This is a genomic window from Spongiimicrobium sp. 3-5, from assembly GCF_046557915.1.
In the GTDB taxonomy this organism is placed as follows: Bacteria; Bacteroidota; Bacteroidia; order Flavobacteriales; family Flavobacteriaceae; genus JBHEBG01.
Genome location: NZ_JBHEBG010000002.1, coordinates 342,156 through 362,489 on the forward strand (window position 1 = coordinate 342,156; position 20,334 = coordinate 362,489).

The 20,334-nt window shown below is 41.2% G+C and carries 19 protein-coding genes; 12 read left to right on the top strand and 7 right to left on the bottom strand.

All coding sequences use genetic code 11. The annotated features are described in order from the left end of the window. The first annotated feature begins 38 nt into the window (after positions 1-38). Positions 39-1,358 (top strand): ATP-dependent 6-phosphofructokinase, encoded by a 1,320-nt coding sequence (locus tag ACEQ81_RS09650; protein WP_411030675.1) that lies wholly within the window; start codon positions 39-41, stop codon positions 1,356-1,358. Positions 1,359-1,772: 414 nt separating this feature from the next. Here ACEQ81_RS09650 and ACEQ81_RS09655 read toward each other — a convergent pair whose 3' ends face one another. Both ACEQ81_RS09655 and pta read right to left on the bottom strand, forming a co-directional pair. Then, the gene (locus ACEQ81_RS09655; protein ID WP_411030676.1) at positions 1,773-2,960 is read right to left on the bottom strand and encodes an acetate/propionate family kinase; all 1,188 of its coding nucleotides are present in this window, start codon (positions 2,958-2,960) and stop codon (positions 1,773-1,775) included. Between the two features lie 14 nt (positions 2,961-2,974). Beyond that, positions 2,975-5,062, bottom strand: coding sequence for a phosphate acetyltransferase (pta, locus tag ACEQ81_RS09660; RefSeq protein WP_411030677.1), 2,088 nt, complete (start codon positions 5,060-5,062; stop codon positions 2,975-2,977). Between the two features lie 292 nt (positions 5,063-5,354). Here pta and ACEQ81_RS09665 point away from each other — a divergent pair, with 292 nt between their 5' ends. The 4 genes from ACEQ81_RS09665 (at position 5,355) to ACEQ81_RS09680 (ending at position 9,100) form a co-directional block, all read left to right on the top strand. Then, a complete protein-coding gene (locus tag ACEQ81_RS09665) occupies positions 5,355-5,876 on the top strand; it encodes a hypothetical protein (protein WP_411030678.1) in 522 nt (173 codons plus the stop codon). A gap of 73 nt (positions 5,877-5,949) precedes the next feature. After that, positions 5,950-6,375, top strand: a complete 426-nt coding sequence (locus ACEQ81_RS09670; RefSeq protein ID WP_411030679.1) for a (4Fe-4S)-binding protein — start codon at positions 5,950-5,952, stop codon at positions 6,373-6,375. 180 nt (positions 6,376-6,555) lie between these two features. Further along, complete coding sequence (locus ACEQ81_RS09675; RefSeq protein ID WP_411030680.1) at positions 6,556-7,875, top strand: alpha/beta hydrolase family protein; 1,320 nt, start codon at positions 6,556-6,558, stop codon at positions 7,873-7,875. 34 nt (positions 7,876-7,909) lie between these two features. Next, on the top strand, positions 7,910-9,100 hold the full coding sequence (locus tag ACEQ81_RS09680; RefSeq protein ID WP_411030681.1) for a Gfo/Idh/MocA family protein: 1,191 nt from the start codon (positions 7,910-7,912) through the stop codon (positions 9,098-9,100). Positions 9,101-9,119: 19 nt separating this feature from the next. On the opposite strand, the gene ACEQ81_RS09685 is transcribed toward ACEQ81_RS09680, so the two are convergent. After that, a complete protein-coding gene (locus ACEQ81_RS09685; protein WP_411030682.1) occupies positions 9,120-9,821 on the bottom strand; it encodes a DinB family protein in 702 nt (233 codons plus the stop codon). Between the two features lie 343 nt (positions 9,822-10,164). On the opposite strand from ACEQ81_RS09685, the gene ACEQ81_RS09690 reads away from it, so the two are divergent. From ACEQ81_RS09690 to ACEQ81_RS09710, 5 genes are all read left to right on the top strand, one after another. Further along, positions 10,165-10,620, top strand: a complete 456-nt coding sequence (locus ACEQ81_RS09690) for a cold-shock protein (RefSeq protein ID WP_411030683.1) — start codon at positions 10,165-10,167, stop codon at positions 10,618-10,620. Between the two features lie 252 nt (positions 10,621-10,872). Next, entirely contained in the window at positions 10,873-11,178 is a 306-nt protein-coding gene (locus ACEQ81_RS09695) for an EF-hand domain-containing protein (RefSeq protein ID WP_411030684.1), read from the top strand. 20 nt (positions 11,179-11,198) lie between these two features. Further along, a complete protein-coding gene (locus ACEQ81_RS09700) occupies positions 11,199-11,984 on the top strand; it encodes a YHYH protein (protein WP_411030685.1) in 786 nt (261 codons plus the stop codon). Between the two features lie 58 nt (positions 11,985-12,042). Next, entirely contained in the window at positions 12,043-12,534 is a 492-nt protein-coding gene (locus ACEQ81_RS09705) for a toxin-antitoxin system YwqK family antitoxin (RefSeq protein ID WP_411030686.1), read from the top strand. Next, positions 12,515-13,204 (top strand): SCO family protein, encoded by a 690-nt coding sequence (locus tag ACEQ81_RS09710; protein WP_411030687.1) that lies wholly within the window; start codon positions 12,515-12,517, stop codon positions 13,202-13,204. Before ACEQ81_RS09705 ends, ACEQ81_RS09710 begins: the two co-directional genes overlap by 20 nt. Before the next feature lie 83 nt (positions 13,205-13,287). Here the strand turns inward: ACEQ81_RS09710 and ACEQ81_RS09715 are convergent, their stop codons facing one another. After that, positions 13,288-13,443: a hypothetical protein gene (locus tag ACEQ81_RS09715; RefSeq protein WP_411030688.1), complete on the bottom strand. Its 156-nt coding sequence runs from the start codon at positions 13,441-13,443 to the stop codon at positions 13,288-13,290. Positions 13,444-13,525: 82 nt separating this feature from the next. On the opposite strand from ACEQ81_RS09715, the gene dcm reads away from it, so the two are divergent. Further along, complete coding sequence (gene dcm, locus ACEQ81_RS09720; RefSeq protein ID WP_411030689.1) at positions 13,526-14,824, top strand: DNA (cytosine-5-)-methyltransferase; 1,299 nt, start codon at positions 13,526-13,528, stop codon at positions 14,822-14,824. A gap of 55 nt (positions 14,825-14,879) precedes the next feature. Here the strand turns inward: dcm and ACEQ81_RS09725 are convergent, their stop codons facing one another. Continuing rightward, on the bottom strand, positions 14,880-15,683 hold the full coding sequence (locus tag ACEQ81_RS09725; RefSeq protein WP_411030690.1) for a phytanoyl-CoA dioxygenase family protein: 804 nt from the start codon (positions 15,681-15,683) through the stop codon (positions 14,880-14,882). 133 nt (positions 15,684-15,816) lie between these two features. On the opposite strand from ACEQ81_RS09725, the gene ACEQ81_RS09730 reads away from it, so the two are divergent. Next, entirely contained in the window at positions 15,817-16,674 is an 858-nt protein-coding gene (locus tag ACEQ81_RS09730; protein WP_411030691.1) for an AraC family transcriptional regulator, read from the top strand. A gap of 83 nt (positions 16,675-16,757) precedes the next feature. Here ACEQ81_RS09730 and ACEQ81_RS09735 read toward each other — a convergent pair whose 3' ends face one another. Further along, positions 16,758-19,256: a fasciclin domain-containing protein gene (locus ACEQ81_RS09735; RefSeq protein WP_411030692.1), complete on the bottom strand. Its 2,499-nt coding sequence runs from the start codon at positions 19,254-19,256 to the stop codon at positions 16,758-16,760. 323 nt (positions 19,257-19,579) lie between these two features. Continuing rightward, complete coding sequence (locus ACEQ81_RS09740; protein ID WP_411031041.1) at positions 19,580-20,152, bottom strand: pseudouridine synthase; 573 nt, start codon at positions 20,150-20,152, stop codon at positions 19,580-19,582. Between the last annotated feature and the right edge of the window lie 182 nt (positions 20,153-20,334).

Sequence of the window (20,334 nt, forward strand, 5' to 3'; positions counted from 1 at the left end):
TTTGGAAAAATTTAAATATAATAACAAACAAGCGCGTGATGGATGCCGATAAAAAATTTGATATTACTACCCTGGGCCAACCCAGATTAAACTCCCCCTTAAGTTTAAGCACTGAAAAAGGTGATGGGATGTTTAGCTTTGTGCAAGAGGGCGAAAGCGTATTATATGATGTAACCCTGACCGAGTTTAACAGATGCTTACATACCAACACGGAACCTTTATGTTTGGAAAAAGCCGGACCAAGGGAGAAAATCTTCTTTGACCCAAAGAAAACCAAAGCGGCGATAGTTACTTGTGGTGGTCTATGCCCTGGAATCAATAACGTAATCCGTGGTGTGGTGATGGGACTCCATTATTTTTATGGAATAAAACAAGTGGTGGGCGTCCCCTATGGTTTTGAAGGGCTAATACCTTCTTATGGGCATGGTTTTAGAGAACTTACTCCAGATAATGTAAAGGATATACATGAGTTTGGAGGTACCATATTAGGTTCGTCCCGTGGTGCCCAAAGTGTGCCCGAAATGGTAGACACCCTAGTGAATAACAATATAAATATGCTTTTTACGATTGGAGGCGACGGTACCTTAAAAGGAGCGGAAGCCCTGGGTAGGGAAATTGAAAAAAGAGAACTGGCGATTGGTGTTATTGGAATACCAAAAACCATTGACAACGATGTAAACCTCATTGATAAGTCCTTTGGATTTGAGACCGCATTTGATGTGGCAACCCCAATACTTAGGGATGCCCATAATGAAGCAACTGGCGCCTATAACGGTATTTCCATCGTAAAATTGATGGGGCGCGATAGCGGTTTTATTGCAGCTTCGGCAGCACTTTCCATGCCCGTTGTAAACTTTGTATTGATCCCCGAAATGGATTTTGAACTCGATGGCCCTGACGGTTTTTTGGAAGCACTTAAGAGGCGTTTGGATACTAAACACCATGCAGTAATTGTAGTAGCGGAAGGAGCGGGGCAACACTTGTTTAAATCCAATAAGGAAATTAAGGATGCCTCCGGGAATGTATTGCATAAGGACATTGGACTACTGTTGAAGGAAAAAATAAGCCAGTATTTTAAAACCAACGAACAAAGCGTTACCATAAAATATATAGACCCAAGCTACATAATCCGCAGTGCCCCGGCTAATGCCAATGACAGTATTTTTTGCAGTCGACTGGCACATTTGGCGGTACACGGGGCCATGGCAGGTAAAACGAGGTTTGTGGTAGGTATGTTGAACGGGCAGTTTGTTAATCTACCCATCAGAGAAGTTACCCATGAACGCCGAAAGGTAGATATGGAAGGCGAATTCTGGTTCTCCGTGAGAGAAAGCACCGGGCAACTATTTACCATGTAGGTAGTTATCAATAAGAATGGATTACCAGAATGGTAGAAATAATAAGGGCCATAATGCAGGTAGCCAGTAAAAGAACAGCTAACACAGAGCCCACCCGAAAAGATGTTTTTGAACTGGTAGCAGCAGTGGTTATATAGTAATGGAATAGTTTGGCCAGATATAGGAAAATAAGCCAACTACTCAGATAAATATAGAATCGGTGATGCGTTTGGATACCAATACTACGTATAATATTTTCCGAAAACCTGGTAACTTCCGGAAAAATAAGGAACAAGGCGAGTGGGCAAATAACGCAGACGAGTGATCGTGATATTCTTTCCAAAGCTTGCATAATAACTACAAAAGGTATTAAGAGCGAAAATGTACTATAATAAAAGATACGAATATTCTTATAAATAAGACGTTAGAATTTTGTTAACCTTTCAAAAGGGCATAACTCTGTTGAGCCATTTCTAACTCTTCGTTGGTTGGGATTACCAGTATTTTTACTTTACTCAGATCATGATCTATTTCCAAAACATTGGCTGTGCGCCCTTTATTTTTTTTAAGATCGATTTTTAGACCCAAGGCATCCATATCGGTACAGACCATAGCACGCAATAAGCTGGAATTTTCGCCAATTCCGGCGGTAAATATTAGCGCGTCTACCCCGTTCATGGCCGCAACATATGCACCAATGTATTTTTTTATACGGTAGGCTGTCATTTCGAGTGCCAATTGGCAATCTAGGTTTCCTTCTTCCGCTTTTGCCTGTATATCCCTAAGATCGGAATACCCGGTAATGCCCAAAAGACCACTTTGTTTTTGTATCATGTTTTGGACGTCTGGGGATGGCAGCCCTAGCGTATCCATTAAATAGAATAGCACCGACTGATCTATATCACCACTACGTGTGCCCATAATTAATCCGTTGGAAGGTCCAAACCCAAGGGAGTGATCTATACTTTTACCTGCTTTAATGGCAGTAATACTGCACCCATTACCCAGGTGAATGCTTATTAGTTTCCCATGTTTAAGCTTTAAATGGTCCATAGCTACCTTGGAAACATACTCGTGGCTGGTTCCATGAAATCCATAAACCCGTATATGATGTTGCTCGGACAAGGTCTTAGGAATGGCGTATGTATACGCTTTTTCTGGTAGGGTGGTATGAAAAGCAGTATCGAAAATAGCTATTTGTACGGCTTTTGGAAAAATATCCGAAGCCACTTTAATCCCCTTGGCATTGGCCGGGTTGTGCAAAGGGGCCAGAGCGGATAAACGTTCAATTTCCGATAGCACCACCGCATCTATGATCGTAGGTTTATTAAAGGTGTTACCTCCATGCACCACCCTGTGGACTACTGCCTTAATATCCTCTGGATGGGAAATAAGTTTGTTTTCTGGGTTCTTCAATATCTTGGTAATGTGGTGCAGACCATCTTCATGATTGGATAAATGGACTGTTTCGGATACCGATTGGCCTTTAATTGTCCAGTGTACCTTTGTGTTGGGCGTCCCTATACGTTCTACCAGTCCCTTGCAGGCCACCTCGGCCGATGGCATGTGGATAAGTTGGAATTTAATGGAAGAACTTCCCGAATTTATGACCAGAATTTGCATGGTATGGGTTTGTATTAACTTTCCTGTGCCTGTATGGCGGTTACAATTACCGTATTAAAAATATCGTCTACCGTGCATCCCCTGCTTAAATCGTTTACCGGTTTATTGAGACCTTGCAACATGGGCCCAATGGCTATGGCTCCCGTCTCCCTTTGTACGGCCTTATAGGTATTGTTACCGGTATTTAGATCAGGGAAAATAAGTACGGATGCTTGTCCTGCTACTTGAGAATCTGGTAATTTACTTTTACCTACCAAGGGATCCACTGCGGCATCGTATTGTATTGGGCCCTCAATTTGCAGGTGAGGGCATTTTTCTTTTACCAATTTGGTAGCTGTCCTAACTTTATCCACATCTTCTCCTTTTCCAGAACTACCCGAGGAATAAGATAGCATGGCGATTTTTGGTTCTATACCAAATCGCTCTGCCGAAATTGCCGAAGAAATAGCTATTTCTGCAAGTTGTTCTGCCGAAGGGTTGGGGTTAATGGCACAATCCCCAAAAACAGATACCCGATCTTCCAGACACATAAAAAATACAGAGGACACTACAGAAGTGCCCGGTTTGGTCTTAACAAATTGCAAAGCAGGTCTAATGGTATGTTGTGTGGTGTGAATTGCTCCAGAAACCATACCGTCCGCATCTCCCTTGTAGACCATCATGGTTCCAAAATAGGACACATCTTGCATCATATCCTTCGCCATATCCATATTTACACCTTTATGTTTGCGAAGTTCAAAGAACGTATTTGCATAGGAATGAAACAGATCCGATTCGGTAGGGTTTATAATCTGTAATGCAGAAATGTCCAGACCCATTTTCATCGCTTTTTTTTCAATTCGTTCCCTGCTTCCAAGAAGGGTGATGTTCACGATACCCAAATTATTAAGCTCTGTAGCCGCTTCCAAAATACGATCGTCCTCACCTTCCGGAAGTACAATCCGTTTTTTTTCTTGGGCCGCACGCTGTACCAAATTGTATTGGAACATTCTAGGTGTAGTGCCTTTGCTTTCAAACGTCATTAGGCGTTCTAAAAGCTGTTCCGCATCCACATAGGTATTGAAAAGAGAAATGGAGGTTACTATTTTCTGTTTGCTTTTGGCATAAATTTTCGATTTTATATTGCCCACGGCATTAGTGGCATCAAAAGTTCCCTGAGTTACCGAAATTATCGGAATCCTGGTTTCAAAACCTTCCAACAATCTGATTATGGAAGGTTCGGGGAGAATACCCCCGGTAAGCACTATACCAGAAATTGAAGGATAGCTGTCGGACAAATTGGCCTGTAACGCCCCAAGGATAATATCCGAGCGATCACCTGGGGTAATAACGAGGCTATTTTCTCGTAAGTGGGTTAAATAATTGTGTAATTGCATGGCCCCCACACCGAAACTACCTGTTTGGTTGTCCAAATTTTCCTTTCCGAAAAGTACTTTGCCTCCTAGGGCCCGGAGTATTTCATTTAGGGTAGGGTGGGCCAGGTCTTTTACCCTGGGTATGGAAGAAACCAGGGTTTTGTCCTTAAGCTCCTTCACCAGCCTATCGTTCACCAAATTTACATTTTCTGGCCTTACCTTATTTGCTACTACCCCTAGGACTTCTATGCCTTTCTGCATATAGGTGTTTACCGCCGATTCCAAGTTACCACAAAACTCTTCCAAAGTTTTTCCTTTGGCATTATCTACCAAGATTACAGGAATACCCAAGTTTTTGGCAATATCTATGTTCAGATCAAATTCGATAATACTGCCATCGCTAGAGAAATCGCTGCCTTCTACCAAAATAAAATCGAACCGGGCTTCGAGCTTCTTGTACTTTGCTATAATGGCATCGAGGATATCGCCCTGTCTATCATCATTAAAAAGATCAACGACTTCACTTTGTGTAAGGGCAAAGGCTTCTTCTGGCCTTATATCAAGATCAAAATGTGAAATTACCGTATTGATATGATTATCAATTTCACCAACTTCCACGTCGTCTATAACCGGTCTAAAATAACCCACCTTTGCCATTTTCCCTAAAAGCAATTGCATAAGTCCTAGTACCACCAAAGATTTACCACTGTGCGATTCCAGTGTTGCGATGTAGAGCGATTTTGTCATATTGCGATAAGCATATTGTTGCGTCTGTATAGGCGTTTACCTATTGTTTGTTGTGGGTTTAAAAGTATTAAAAAATACCCGCAACGCTATGGGTAAAAGTCATAATTTAAAAAGAAAATAGTAGATGAAATGGTTACTCCAAAAACATGAATATGGTGGGGTTCAATACCTATGTGGCCCCTAGATTACGTTTAAAAGTACTAACGGATTTATAAATTGAACAGTGCCAATGAAATATCCATATTATATTTCCCAATACATCTTTAATGGTTAAATCAAAAAATACTTCATCATGAAAAAACACGTGTTAGTCTTAATCGGAATCCTTGGTTTTAGCTTTGCGAACAGTCAAACCATAAAAGATTTGGATTTTCTTATTGGTAGCTGGGAAGTTACCGAAACCGTTTTCCCTGGTACAGAAAAGGAATATGAAGAAAAAGGAACCAGGAACTGCGAATACTATCTAAACGGTAGTTTTATTAAATGCGAATCGAGTACGGTGGTGTCCAAAAGCGGTAAAGAACGTAAGTATGTATACTTAATTAATTATGATGAAAAAGAGAAATGGTATTGGGTAACCTCACTAGCTCACGATTTTCCATTACACGGTCAGCACAAATGGTTTTTGTTTCCCGAAAAGAAGATGATTCATGCCATATCACCTGTCAATGTAATTCCAGATAAGTTCTTTAGGGGTACTATTTCTTACAAGAATCCCAATCGATTGGTATGGGAAGGCTGGTCTAGTAAATATGATAGGGAGAAAGAGTGGCGACAGATATTTAGCGATGTCGCCGTGAGAACGAAGCAATAAATAGGGAAGTGATCACCATACTACAATAATTTAATAATTATGACTAACTTATAGCTGCCTAATATGCAGCATAATGAGAGATATCACAAAAAAATATACCAATGGAGAGCTTACCGTAGTATGGAAGCCAAAGACCTGTATCCATTCTACCATTTGTTTTCAGGGGCTACCTCAGGTATTCAACCCCAATAACAGGCCTTGGACAAATGTGGAAGGGGCCAGTACCAAAGAAATAGCCGATCAAATAGATAAATGCCCTTCGGGAGCGTTGAGTTACTATTACAATGATAAACCAGAGGCAGAAAAGGAAGTGGCTAGGGAAACCATAGTGGAAGTATCCCTGAATGGTCCACTGCTGGTTTTCGGTAATATTACCCTTAAGGATAGCGACGGAAACGAAACTAAAAAGAGTAAGGTAACGGCCCTTTGCCGATGTGGGGCCTCCGAAAACAAACCCTATTGCGACGGAAAGCATCAGAAAATCGGTTTTAAAGGATAAGAATGGACAAGGGAATGTTGCTCTTATACAAAACACTACAGATTTAAAAATATCCTTTGCTACTTGGAATACTCCAGATAAGAGCTGCTAACATTTTTATATTCAAATAATTGTGGGCCGCCGCTTCTTTTGGCCAAAACTTTTATTAAATTTAGTGTTTACACAAAAACCCACACATTGATGACTACAAAAACAAAGTATCTTATTTTAGGATTAGGATTGGTTTTATTTTTGGGAATAGCATGGACAAGTACTATTCCGGTTACTGAGGACCAGGACGAGTTTATTTTTGGCGACCTCTTACCTGATGCTCCCGAGCTTGCCAACCGGGGTGACTATGGCGTTGGTGTACAAACCCTAAACCTGGTACACAAAGATCAATTAGATATATTGAACATTAAAGAAGGAAAGGCCCCTGTTTATGATAGGCCACTGACCTTGGAAGTATGGTACCCCGCAACCATCCCTGAAGGGAAAGCGCAAATAGAAGTGTATACCCAGGTTTTGGGGAGAGCCGGACCAGAAGGAAGACCTTTGATTCCATTTACGTTTAAAGGGCGGTCTCTGCGCGATGCAGAAGTGCTTAAATCCGAAGCTAAGTACCCGTTGGTAATCTTATCGCACGGTTATTTGGGCTCTAGAATTTTGTTTACCTATTTGGCCGAAAATTTGGCCTCCAAAGGCTATGTGGTGGTTTCCATAGACCACACGGACTCTACCTATAAAGATGCTGCAAACTTTACCAGCACCTTGGTGAACCGATCTTTAGATCAGTTGTTTGTACTCAATGAGATAGATAGATTAGGCCAGGAGGGAAGCAACAGCTTTTTGTCTGGTATCGTGGATGCTTCCAATACAGGACTTGTAGGATATTCCATGGGGGGATATGGTGGACTAAATACTTGTGGGGCAGGATATAGTGCAGGGGCTACAGGATTTTTTAAATCGCTTACCGGAGGTAGTGATGCACTAGATCAACGCGGTAATGCCCATGCGAATTACAGAAGCACCGTAGATCCAAGGATAAAAGCCTTTGTAGCATTGGCGCCATGGGGGATGGCCAGACAGGTATGGGATGCTGAAGGCCTTGCGGGGTTAAAGACACCCACCCTATTCGTTTCTGGCAGCGAGGATGATATCTCCATGTATGAAACCGGTGTTAAGGCAATTTACGAAGGTGCCGTAAACAGTGATCGTTATTTACTTACCTATATCAATGCACGTCACAATGTAGCTCCAAACCCACCTGCTAACGCCACCATGCGCGACGGATTGGATATTGATGAATACCTTAGGTATGCCGATTCTGTTTGGGACATGAGAAGAATTAATAATATAAACCAGCATTTTATAACCGCTTTCTTTGGAATGCACCTTAAATCCTTGGATTACCTTCCGTATCTAGATGTAAAGGAAGATGCCATCACCGGGGAATGGAAAGGTTTTAAACCCAGAACCTCCATCGGAATGGAAATGAGGCATGCCAGTGCGGCAGAATAGCATAGCAATGATTAAAGTATAAGTTTAACACACTATGAAGAGAAGAGACTTTTTGGTAGGTACAGGCGCCGTAATGCTTTCCGCGGCATCCTATGGCCGTATTTTAGGTGCTAATGACAGATTGGGAATAGCCTTGGTAGGATCCGGAAGAAGGGGGAGATGGGTGTTGCATAAGATGTTGGCGACCGACCGGATAAACGCAGTTACCATGTGCGATGTGTGGGGTGAACAGATGCAGCGCACAAAAGACCAATTGGGTATTACCAAAATTAAAAAGTCTTACGATTTAGATGAAGTGTTGGAAGATAAAAACATAGATGCCGTAGTACTGGCCACTCCCGATCATCTGCACCAATCCTATGCCGCACGTATTTTGGCAGCCAACAAACATTTGTATTTAGAAAAACCGGTTACGCTGCACTATGAAGAAGGGGCACCTTTGAAAAAAGCGGTAAACGATAGCAAGGTTGTTTGCCAAACAGGCACGCAACAGCGAAGCGGAGAACTTTACCAACGTGTTAAAGAAGAGTTTTTTGGTAGTTCCAAAAGACTGGGCGATGTGATATTCGTTCGTGCCGTTTGGAGCGATTTTGGCTGGCAACGCCGTGCAATAACCCCTAGGTCTAAACCAAAGAATTTTGAATGGGACACTTTTTTAGGGCCAAGTGAAAAAATTCCTTACGATTGGGCCAGGTACGATGCTTGGCGAAACTACAAGGAATACGGTACCGGAATTTTATCGGACCTGCTAACACATTGGGGCGATGTGGCACAATGGATGATGGACGATGCCAACCCGTTGGATGCAGTAACCACAGGAGGTATTTATCATTTAAAGGATGGTAGGAGCAATCCCGATACCGTAAATTCGATTATTCGTTATAAAGGTGGATGGAACTTTACATTTGAATGCTCGGTAATGCCTGTTAAGAACACACACGATTCGGTCTTGTTCCACGGTACCGAAGGCAAGTTAGAACTATTTAGGGCCGGCTATATTTATACGCCACACAACGGAGAACCAGAAACGGTAACTACAACGGAGAGTTTGGATACGGCTCATGTAAACAACTTTTTTGACGCTATTACCCGCGGAAAGCCTACCACGGCACCCATTGAAATAGGATTGGAAGCTATTAGACCTTCGCATTTGGCAGCTTCGGCCTACTGGACCGGCAAGCGCGTAAAATTCAATGAAGACCATTCCAAAATAATACCCATGTAGCGGTTAGTCCCTAAGAAATTCAATGCCAAACTTTACTTTTTGGATATTTGGGATGTGCCTTTAAGTTTCTCAGTTGCTTAAGATGCCTGTCTGTATGGGCTATTCCCGTCAGTAGTAGTTGATGTAGATCCCTGACCTCTCCAATTTTCAGATTAGCGATGTCCTTATCCCCAACCGGACTTCTAAATGTAAATTGTTTTCTAAAATCTGTAGAAGTTAGCTCAACCAATTTGGTAAGCTCCGATCGTGCCTTAAAAAAAGCCTTTTCAGCATCGGTACCCGTGCAAAATTTACCCTTGGGTTGTAAAAACCATCGGGCAGTACCTGCAATGGTATCTGTGGCGTATTTGGTAAAATGTGCATCTTTTCCTTCGGTAATCGTCCTAAAATGAAGTAGTTGTGGTGTATTGGAGATTACGGAAATTTCCCGGTAATGAAGCTGGTTCTGCATCTCCAAATGTTCTATAATCTCTAGAATGGACCAACGGTCTGGACTTTCCCTAAAAGTCCATTGATCTTCCTTTAAATCCTTTAATTCTAGTCTTATGGCCTTGGTAGTCCTGTTCAATTCGGAAATAACAAGATCCCTGTCTTTGGATGTCCACCATGGAAGTGCAGTGGTTTCATCCTTTGATGGATTATGCCCGCAACCGTAAAAAATAATCAGGCAGATTCCAAATGCCATGATTACTCTTTTTACCTTACATTTTGCATGTGCCATATGCCAGTTATTTGGAATAAATTTAATCCAATAAATTGAGAATCAGTATCAAAATAAAATCCCCGAGGTTTAAGTCCGGTTATCGATAATGACCATTTCTGGCAAATAATATGATCTTTTTATCGAAATTTTGTGAAATTTATAGCCAGGAAGCCAAAAATAGGGCGCTGTCAGCAGAAAATTTAAAATGCAAATCCTATCTTTGTATTGGTTATTAGAAGTCTCCCCACCAAAAACATGGTTATTTGAGCACCTTAATAAATTCATAATATTGGTTCCAAGATCGATAAAATGGTTTTATTTTTCTAAAACCAACAAACAAAATAGTAATTAAAATTATCGAATGGCAAAATCCCAACAAACCTTCAATAAGAGTGAAAAAGAAAAGAAACGCTTAAAGAGACGGGAAGACAAACAAAAGAAAAAAGAGGCTCGTAAGGCCGAAGCAAAAGAAAAGGGTGGAGGAATACAGTTCGCCTATGTTGATCATGAAGGCAATTTAACCGATACCCCGCCAGACCCATCCAAGAAAATAAAAGTAGATGCAGAGAGCATAGTACTTGGTATTCCAAAAAAAGAGGAAGGCGACGTAGAGGAGTTTGATCCGGTACGAAAAGGTAAAGTTTCTTTTTTCGACCATTCCAAAGGTTTTGGATTCATCATTGATTCTGAAAATAACGAGAAGTATTTTACACACGTAAGCGGGCTTATCGATGAAATAGCTGAAAATGATAATGTGTCCTTTGAACTCGAAAAAGGCACACGCGGTATGAATGCTGTTCGTGTTAAGCAAATATAGCAGACTACATTTTTTCTGGTTTTTTATGTTTCGGCACCTAAAATCAAAGGTGCATAACTAAAGACCGTTGGGGGTTATTTTCTTTCTAGTTCCTTAATTTTCTCAATTTCAATTTACTTTTTATTTGACCGCATACCCGCGGCCTGTATTGGTATTGACCTAATTTCTCGTAGGCGATTATCAAAAAACTATTACATCGCACAAGTTTTTTAAGAAGCTCACATCTAAATAAAAAACAAAGCGAAGTATAGCATGGCAGATAACAAATTGAAAATACTCTTGTGCAGTGTTACCCTGGGGACCCTTATGTCTTGCAATATGCATGGACAATCCGGTAACAAGGACAAAGGCAAACAAAAACCGCGCAGTATTGCAGAACTTTTTGAACACATGGATACCGATGAGGACGGTAAACTTTCCAAAAAGGAAGTAAAAGGCCCTTTAAAAAGAGATTTTGCCAAGATAGATATCAATGAAGACGGATTTCTTTCCAAGGAGGAAATAAAGAAAGCACCAAAACCAGATCGAAAGGGGCATGGAAAACCTGGGCATAAATAAACAAATTGATAAATCATATCATGAAAAAGAATAGTATAGTAACCAGAACATTACCCGTGGGATTCTTGGGATGTGCAATACTTTTAGGCTTTATGGCCTGTAGCAATGATGAGGACGATGATTCGGCAATGGGCATAAACGATGATGACGTTGAGGTATCAGAATTACATTTGGCATTTGCCGCCTTTGATACCGAGAATACGGATATTTACTTGGATGGCGCCAATGTGGTTATAGAAACCAATGGATTGCCCAACCACACTACCCCTTACTGGGGAGAAGGTAATGCATTGTATGTTGCACCCACTGTAGCCACGGGGCTTACGCCTAGCCTTATTCCCAACTACGACGGATCTAATACCCTGTCTGTATCCGCAAATCCGGAACTTGCCAGTTCTTCCACAGCTACCAATCTGGGTGCTATTGGAATATCGGTAAGTGGAGCTGCAATTTTCAATGATCAGGAAGGCAACGGTGCGTTAGGTGATGCCATTGCTAGTTTGGATTATAGTGGCGGACATATTGGTCCGGCAGAGTATCATTACCATTTGGAACCCACTGCATTTTCTGAAGATGACGATATGCTAATAGGTATTTTGGCTGATGGTTTTTTTATCTATGGCAGAAAATGTAATTCCACAGGAACGTATCCTACGGATTTGGATGAGTCTGGCGGACATACCAGCACTACACAGTATACTACAGAAGCAGAATATCATTATCATATAGAAAATGAATTATATCTTAATGCCTATTACATTATTTTTCCGGGAGATTATCAAGGCACGCCTAGCAACATCAATTAAGTTGGTCCCGCTAATGCTGTTGTTTGTCTGCGGTTGTACAAACCTCCCTGATAACACATTGCGTGTAGCAAAAAAATCGCTAGTACTACATCCTACTGAGGGAAAATGGTACTACAATGAACTTCCTTTTAGCGGGGAGGCGGTTGTTTTTTATCCAAATGGCCTAATGGCAGAAATTGTACGCTATAAAGGAGGAAAAAAAGATGGGATGTCCCAAAAATGGTTCGAAGACGGATCTAAGCAGCGAGAGGCCACTTATTGTAGTAATAGGTTGCAAGGGGTGGTTAAATCCTGGTGGCCCAATTGTGTACTGAGTGCAAAATCTTACTATAGCAATGGGATTCGGCAGGGCATTCAGAGCAAATGGTACCCAAACGGGCAATTATCCAGACAAAACCGTATTGTAGACGGAAAGGAAGAAGGATTGCAGCAGGCTTGGCGAAGAAATGGAAAGCTTTACGCCAATTATGAAGCCAAAAATGGGAGGGTCTTTGGTTTAAAACGGTCTAATCTATGTTATGCCTTGAAAGATGAAATTGTACAACGTTAAGATTTGGATGCTGATACTTATTTGGGCCTTCATGGCCTTAAATTGCAAGCAATCTAGAGAACCGGTAAAGGAACGTACAAGTAGAACCGAGGTGCTTCCGTATTATAACGAGGCATCTTTTAGTCCTCATTGGTTTTCTAAAAATAGCGATTCCATAAACGCATTGCATCGTATTCCAAGATTTCGACTCATCAATCAGCTCGGGGATACTATCACTGAAGAGACCTTTGCCGACAAAATTTATGTTGTGGATTTCTTCTTTACATCTTGCCCGGGTATTTGTCCTAAAATGACTTCCAATATGGCATTGATACAGGAAGCCTTTAAGAAGGACAATGGTGTGCTGCTGCTGTCCCATTCAGTGACCCCGGAGATAGATTCCGTCCCTATATTAAGAAACTATGGAGAAGATAAAGGAGTGCAGCCCAATAAATGGCACTTGGCAACGGGAGAAAGAAAACAAATATATGATCTTGGTCGCTATGCCTATTTTGTTGAGGAAGATTTAGGCATTACAAAAGATGAGAACGATTTTTTGCATACTGAAAATTTTATATTGATAGATAAAAGTAAACACATTAGAGGTATTTACAATGGTCTTAACAAGACTGCCATTTCACAATTGATAGCAGATATAAAAACGTTGCAAAAGGAAACTACCCTAAAATAATCGCGTAAAAATTGTAGGCCCCAAATCTGTTCTTTATCCTTTCCGAAACGGAGCTGACCAAGCGATATGCGCATTTCTGCTGTTCAGCCCAAACCATCGATTTGTGTTTTAACATACCAAATGGGGTTCCAACTGTCGTCCCAAGTTTCGCCGTTGTTAGAAATTGGCTCATCACTTTCAAAACCATCATGCCTAGAAAAGACGATACCCAAGCCATGCTTTGTTGAAAAAAAAGCCATGGATTCGTATTATGTAATAGTATGCTATCAAAAAAGGGGATATTTTAGATACCTGAATAAAGATGATCAGTTAATATAGATTATGGCCTTAAAGGTGGTAGAATTATTTGCGGGAGTAGGGGGTTTTAGAATTGGGCTGGAAGGTTATCCCAGAAGAAAAGATTGTAATTACGAAGTAATCTGGAGCAACCAATGGGAGCCTAGTACCAAAAAGCAACAGGCAAGCCGGATATATAAAAACCGTTGGCCACAAGCCGAACATAGTGTAGAGAACATTGCTGATGTGGTAGAAAACAAATGGCATACCATTCCGGATCATGACCTGCTGGTAGGTGGGTTTCCATGTCAGGATTATTCCGTGGCCACAAGTCTAAAAAATTCCGAAGGACTAATCGGTAAAAAAGGCGTATTATGGTGGAGTATAGAGGCCATTCTAAGAAAAAAAGTGAACAAACCCAAGTATTTGCTTTTAGAAAATGTAGATCGCCTTTTAAAATCTCCATCTAAACAGCGTGGGCGCGACTTTGCCGTTATGCTGGCTTCCCTCAACAATTTGGGTTACGCCGTGGAATGGCGCGTAATAAATGCCGCTGAATATGGAATGCCACAACGCAGAAGACGGATTTTTATACTGGCCTACCACCAAGATTCCGGACTATACAATAGGATGGTCCAAACCACTGAGAAAGAAAATTGGTTGCAAACCGATGGGGTTTTTGCACATGCTTTTCAGATAAAGACTTTTAACGATAACAGTTACCAAGGTACCTTGGAAGAGGATCTTGCAGCGGTATCCGCTACTTTTAATCTGGGAGGTAAGGCAAGCCCTTTTTTAAATAGTGGTCTTATGTATAAGGGCACCTATGTAACCAACAAAAGTTTTCCCGATTATACCGGGCCGCGTACTACCTTAGGAGATATTTTGCTTGAGGAATCGTTGGTGCCGGAATCTTTTTTTATTCGGGATGAGGACATTCATAGTCCCAAAGGATGGAAATATCTTAAAGGTGCCAAAAACGAAGCCCGATACAACAAAAAGTTAGATTTCCACTACACTTACATAGAGGGTGGTATGGTGTTCCCTGAAGCGCTGGACAATGCATCGCGTACAATTATTACCAAGGAAGGGGGGAAGACCCCCACAAGATTTAAGCATGTGGTGCAGCAGGGAGGAAGGCTTAGACGATTAACCCCGATAGAGTTGGAACGTTTAAATATGTTTCCGGATAATCACACCGAATTAAATGGGGTATCGGCCACCAAAAGAGCCTTTCTAATGGGCAATGCCTTGGTTGTTGGCATAATAGATCGATTGGGAAAAATCCTTGATCAACAAATACATCAGAAAACACATACCCTTCATAGAGAAGATGGTTTGTAATGCATTCTATGCTAAGCAAGAGCAAGGACTAGGTACTTAAAACTTAAAAGGGACCTTAGTACAAAACTGGGTTTAATGGCGTGTTGATTACCTCTCCAATATTTGCGCCGGGGCACCAGGTATTCCAATCATTCATTTGACCATCATTGGAGGGTTCTTTTAGTTTCATGTCCCGATCCATATAAATGATGGTCATCACCTTTCGCATTTGTTCTGTGCTATTGGCACCGGCCCTATGAAATACCCACCCCGAGTGAAAACTGATTTCACCAATTTCAAAAGGTTCAATAACGTGGGTATAGTCGGTTACCTTCAATCGTTTTTGTATTTGCGCCTCACTTTCATCGCTAATGGCAAGTTCCCTGCCATCCATTATTTTGTGGCTCCCCGCACTAAACTCCAAAGGGCCCATATTTAAAGGGGTTGCCTGTAAGGGAATCCAAGCCGTTATAGTTTTGTCGGTTTCCAATGGCCAATAGTATTGATCGGCATGCCAGGGGGTAATACCACCTCCGGCTTCTTTAAAAAGGGCCTGGTCATGATAAAGTCGTACACCATCTACTTGCATTAAATCCGCAGCTATTTTGGCAATGCGTTTGCTGAACACAAACTCTTTAATAGCCTCATCTTTTGTCCATAAATTAAACAACTGCAAAAAGGCCTTCCCATAGGTATCGCGTTGCTCCATAGGCACTTCTTCGCTATTTAATTCGTTTACCTTGTCAGAAATTATGGTATTGTAATGGGCAAGAGTATCCTTATCCAAAACTTGTTTTAGTTTAATATACCTATTCTTTTGGTAGAATTTAATTTCTGCTTCGGAGACCGTATATTCTTGATCCAAATTTAAACCTTTCATGAAGTCTATAATTTAATTAGTACTAAACTACATGTGAAAATTGATTTACAATTACCCAATTTTAACCAAAAACATGCATATACTATCATGATAACATATTTTATGGTATATTTTGGGGTAAAATAAGATATTTTTGAAACCAGAATTAGAAATTATACCGCTATTACAACAAGATCATTCCTTTAATTTTTTTAAGGTCAATGAAGATCGGTTAGAGCCAAAATGGCATTACCATCCAGAATTGGAGCTTACTTTAATCAATAGAGGTACTGGTACTCGTTTTGTAGGTGATAGTATTGCGCAGTATTATGATATGGATTTAGTACTATTGGGCGAAAACCTACCACATCATTGGGTGTCTCATAATGATGGTGGAAACAATCCTCAGGAAGCTGCAGTTTTTCAGTTCAACAAACAAACCTTATATAGGCTGCCGGAGTGTAGGCAATTTTCAGATTTGTTCCAAAAGGCCAATTTTGGGTTGCAGTATTTGGCGCCCAAAAAAGAACTGTTAGATCTGATGCTCTCTTTTGATGAATACCAGGGCATAGAACAAGTTAGTGTTTTGCTCAAAATCTTACATGTGTTGATGTTCGATGAGAACTATCAGAAACTCTCCACTATCGATTACAATACAAAACAGATAAACAATCGGCATGAGACCAAAATATCCAGGACCACCAAATATGTACTGGAGAATTTGGATAAATCCCTGAGCGTTGAAAAAATGGCGCAGTATACCAATCTTACCCCGGAATCTTTTTGTAGGTGGTTTAAAAAATCTTTTGGGAATACCTTTGTTACTTTTTTAAATACGGCAAGGGTAGAAAAAGCTTGTCAGTACCTATTGCAAACTGATTGGAATATTTCTGAAATAGCATTTCTTACAGGTTTTGAAAGTGTAGGGCATTTTAACAGGACCTTTAAAAAAATTAAAGGGAGAAGTCCTAGGGAGTTTATCCAGGGATTTAATAAAATGAGCCATCTCTAATATTTGTACCGTCATGAAATGCTATAAAAAAACTTCCCTGGAGTTTTCCAAGGAAGTTTTGAAATTAATTAAACAATCCAATATCAGTGGCTAGGTGGACTCAGAAGATCTAATACTTCTTGTGGCAACAAAACCTTATCAATAATATGTACTATGCCGTTACTGGCTTCATTATCCGGGCCTACAATGTCGGCATTGTCGTTGGTTTTATCCTTTATACGAATTGGATGGCCCGGAATGGCTTCAAAGGATTCGCCCTGTAGGGTAAAAATCTCGGTATGACTGGTAAGATCTCCCGAAGCAACTGCAATACCGGGCACCACATGATAGCTAAGTACTTTGGCCAATAGTTCTTTTTCTGCTTGCGTATCAAAATCGGCCAGACTGTGGAAATCATCACCCAAGGCGTCCAACAATTCTACAAAAGCGTGGTTGGTAGGTGCAAAGACAGTAAAGGGTCCATTACCTCCCAAGGTTGCTACAAAGCCTGCGTCGGCTTGTATTAGGGCAGCCACCAAAAGATCCAAATCACTTACCGACTGTGCCAACTGCACAATATTCGGTGTTGGTGGATTAAGGATATCCAATACCTCTTGCGGCAACAGTACTTTGTTGATAATATGCACCACACCGTTGCTAGCTTCATTATCTGGGCCTACCACTTCGGCGGGTGTATGTGTGGCATCTTCAATAAAGACTCCTCCGCTTAGACTTACCGTAACATTTTCGCCTTGTTCCGTGGTAATTTGTTGTCCATTGCTTAAGTCGGTGGAAAAGGCTGCAATACCTGATACTACATGATAAGTGAGTACTTTTACCAAGAGCTCTTTTTCGGCCGGGGTATCAAAATCCGCTAGGCTATGAAAGTCATCTCCCAGAGCGTGTAGCAAATCTGTAAAGGCGGCATTGGTAGGTGCAAATACGGTAAAGGGCCCCATTCCGGATAGTGTTTCAACCAAACCGGCATCGGCCGTGCCCAATGCTTCTACCAAAAGGCTGAGATCGTCGGTGGCAACGGCAATATCCACAATTGTTCCCAGGCTCATCGCAGCCAAAAGATCTAATACCTCTTGTGGCAACAGTACTTTGTTGACAATATGCACCACACCGTTGCTAGCTTCATTATCTGGGCCTACCACTTCAGCGGGCATATCCGTAGCATCTTTAATAAAGACACCACCGGTAAGGGCAACGCTTACGTTTTCGCCCTGCTCTGTGGTTATCTCCTGACCTTCGCTCAGATCAGTAGAAAAAGCTGCAGTACCGGCCACAACATGATAGGTAAGTACTTTTACCAAAAGCTCTTTTTCGCCCGGGCTATCAAAGTCGGCCAGACTAGTGTAGTCATCGCCTAACGCATCTAAAAGCGCTACAAATGCTGCATTGGTAGGCGCAAAGACGGTAAATGGTCCGTCCCCACCCAACAGTTGTACAAGACCTGCATCTGCGGTACCCAATGCATCAACCAACAAACTAAGGTCGTCCGTAGCTACAGCCAGTTCCACAATATTTTTAAGAGCCAAACTGGCTACAAAGTCGATGGCAGATTGCGGTAATAGTACCTTATCAATTGTATGTGCTACCCCATTGGAAGCCATAATATCCGTACCTGTAATATTAGCATCTGTGTCGGAAGCATCACCGATGACAAACGTTTCTCCAGAAGCAATAACCTCCAAGGAGTTATCGGGTAGGGCAGTTGGTACCGTTCCGGCTCCTAAATCGGCTTCCAATACTTTAACCGGCAATACGTGGTAGAGAAGAATATCTTTCAATAGTTGTATTTCGGCTTCCTCATCAAAATCGTCTAAACTGTTGTAGTTATCTCCCAATACTCCGAGAAGGGCTATAAAAGCGTCGTCTGTGGGGGCAAAGACTGTAAACGGCCCTTCGCCCTTAAGTGTGTCTACAAGACCGGCCTTTATAACTGCAGCCTCTAGCAAGGATAGACTTTCTGTATTGATAACGACATCTACCAGGTCATCCCCATCGCTATCATTTAGGGCATCAATAATTTCTTGTGGCAATAATACTTTGTTTATGGCATGCACTACTCCGTTGCTGGTCTCTACATTGGCAAGTACTACTTCGGCATCAACATCGGTTGCATCTTGTATAAACACACCACCTTCTAAATTTACCGTTAGTTTTTCCCCTTGCACTGTAGTAAGTTCTTGCCCATCACTTAGATCGGAAGAAGTGGCTGCGATATCCGGAATAACATGATACTTAAGAATAGTGGCGAGTATGGCCCTATCTGCCTCATCGTCAAAATCTTCGAGAGTACTATAATCGTCCAGGGATGCCAAAAGGGCATTAAAGGCATCATTGGTAGGAGCAAATACTGTAAAAGGTCCTTCACCGCTTAGGGTGCCAATAAGGTTAGAGGCATCACTTACATCTGCAGCGGTAAGGGCTGCTACAAGACTAGAGAGCAAATCTGTATCCTGTGCCGTTTCTACAATGTTTTTCTGGGATTCTTTTGCTGATCCGGCATCGTCGTCATTGTTTTCGCAAGACAAAACGAAAAGCGAAAAAACACTTAAGAGCAAGACGCTCTTCATGTGGAGAATTTTTTTCATAGTGTTCAGTTTTAATGTTGAAAATTGTTTTATAAATAAAAGTATTAAATCAACAATAAAACAAACACCTCTTGATTTAAAATATATCCATTTTCATCAATATAGTAGGTTTTAATTGATTATTAGACTCTTTTATGACAATAAAGTCGAAATGTCAATGGTTTTGTTGACTTTTCATAAAAGATAAGTATAAAGTAAATTGGTTGCGTTTGTTTAATCTTTTTTAATAATATTTTAACAAAAGATTATTTGAATACACCTTAGAATGACAAACAAATTCTTGATATCTAGTATGAATTGTAAGTAAGAGTATGGAGTATTGACTACAGTTTTACCAAAGGTTGTACTTCTCCTTCCGTTAAACCTTTCAAAACTATATCCCCGATGCGTACCCGTACCAATCGGAGTGTAGGAAAACCAACGGCAGCCGTCATTTTGCGTACTTGTCTAAACTTGCCCTCTTTTAATGTAATACTAATCCAACTGTTAGGGCGATGGCGACCTAGGCGTAACTGCGGACTTGGTGGCGGTAGGGCAGGGGAAGTGGTCAATTTGGTCACAGTACAAGGTTTGGTCTTATATTTTTTGCCTTCAAAACCGATGGTCACCCCAGCGCTCAACAACCTTATGGCCTCGGGTGTAATAACCCCATCCAATTGTACATGGTACTCTTTTTCAGTACCGTTACGGTTTATGGCATCACTAAGTTTCCCGTCCGTGGTAAGTAATAATAATCCTTCAGATTTTTCATCTAGCCTACCTATGGGCATAGTTCCCGTGGGAAAGTTGTGCATAGTACTTAAAAACTTTTTTTTACGCACTTCTCTTGCATCGTTGGAACTTAACTGGCTGAGTACGCCGTAAGGTTTGTAACATTTAAAATGTAAGTGCACAATGGTCGTTTATGGACGCAAAGGTAAACAACCGCGTATTAATCTTTAATTATAACGCTATGGCGCGCTTTCCCTTTTGCCACTTATACAGTATACACTACCAATTATACATATTTTCTTACCATGCGGTTGGATATATCCTATTTTGGAAGTGTCAATCAATCAAAATGCGATCAGCTACCCCA

What these genes read in the sequence shown, in the direction of transcription:
- ACEQ81_RS09650 (WP_411030675.1), top strand. Translation starts at nt 39, where the DNA reads ATGGATGCCGATAAAAAATTTGATATTACTACCCTGGGCCAACCCAGA.
- ACEQ81_RS09655 (WP_411030676.1), bottom strand. Translation starts at nt 2,960, where the DNA reads ATGCAAATTCTGGTCATAAATTCGGGAAGTTCTTCCATTAAATTCCAA.
- pta (WP_411030677.1), bottom strand. Translation starts at nt 5,062, where the DNA reads ATGACAAAATCGCTCTACATCGCAACACTGGAATCGCACAGTGGTAAA.
- ACEQ81_RS09665 (WP_411030678.1), top strand. Translation starts at nt 5,355, where the DNA reads ATGAAAAAACACGTGTTAGTCTTAATCGGAATCCTTGGTTTTAGCTTT.
- ACEQ81_RS09670 (WP_411030679.1), top strand. Translation starts at nt 5,950, where the DNA reads ATGAGAGATATCACAAAAAAATATACCAATGGAGAGCTTACCGTAGTA.
- ACEQ81_RS09675 (WP_411030680.1), top strand. Translation starts at nt 6,556, where the DNA reads ATGACTACAAAAACAAAGTATCTTATTTTAGGATTAGGATTGGTTTTA.
- ACEQ81_RS09680 (WP_411030681.1), top strand. Translation starts at nt 7,910, where the DNA reads ATGAAGAGAAGAGACTTTTTGGTAGGTACAGGCGCCGTAATGCTTTCC.
- ACEQ81_RS09685 (WP_411030682.1), bottom strand. Translation starts at nt 9,821, where the DNA reads ATGGCACATGCAAAATGTAAGGTAAAAAGAGTAATCATGGCATTTGGA.
- ACEQ81_RS09690 (WP_411030683.1), top strand. Translation starts at nt 10,165, where the DNA reads ATGGCAAAATCCCAACAAACCTTCAATAAGAGTGAAAAAGAAAAGAAA.
- ACEQ81_RS09695 (WP_411030684.1), top strand. Translation starts at nt 10,873, where the DNA reads ATGGCAGATAACAAATTGAAAATACTCTTGTGCAGTGTTACCCTGGGG.
- ACEQ81_RS09700 (WP_411030685.1), top strand. Translation starts at nt 11,199, where the DNA reads ATGAAAAAGAATAGTATAGTAACCAGAACATTACCCGTGGGATTCTTG.
- ACEQ81_RS09710 (WP_411030687.1), top strand. Translation starts at nt 12,515, where the DNA reads ATGAAATTGTACAACGTTAAGATTTGGATGCTGATACTTATTTGGGCC.
- ACEQ81_RS09715 (WP_411030688.1), bottom strand. Translation starts at nt 13,443, where the DNA reads ATGGCTTTTTTTTCAACAAAGCATGGCTTGGGTATCGTCTTTTCTAGG.
- dcm (WP_411030689.1), top strand. Translation starts at nt 13,526, where the DNA reads ATGGCCTTAAAGGTGGTAGAATTATTTGCGGGAGTAGGGGGTTTTAGA.
- ACEQ81_RS09725 (WP_411030690.1), bottom strand. Translation starts at nt 15,683, where the DNA reads ATGAAAGGTTTAAATTTGGATCAAGAATATACGGTCTCCGAAGCAGAA.
- ACEQ81_RS09735 (WP_411030692.1), bottom strand. Translation starts at nt 19,256, where the DNA reads ATGAAAAAAATTCTCCACATGAAGAGCGTCTTGCTCTTAAGTGTTTTT.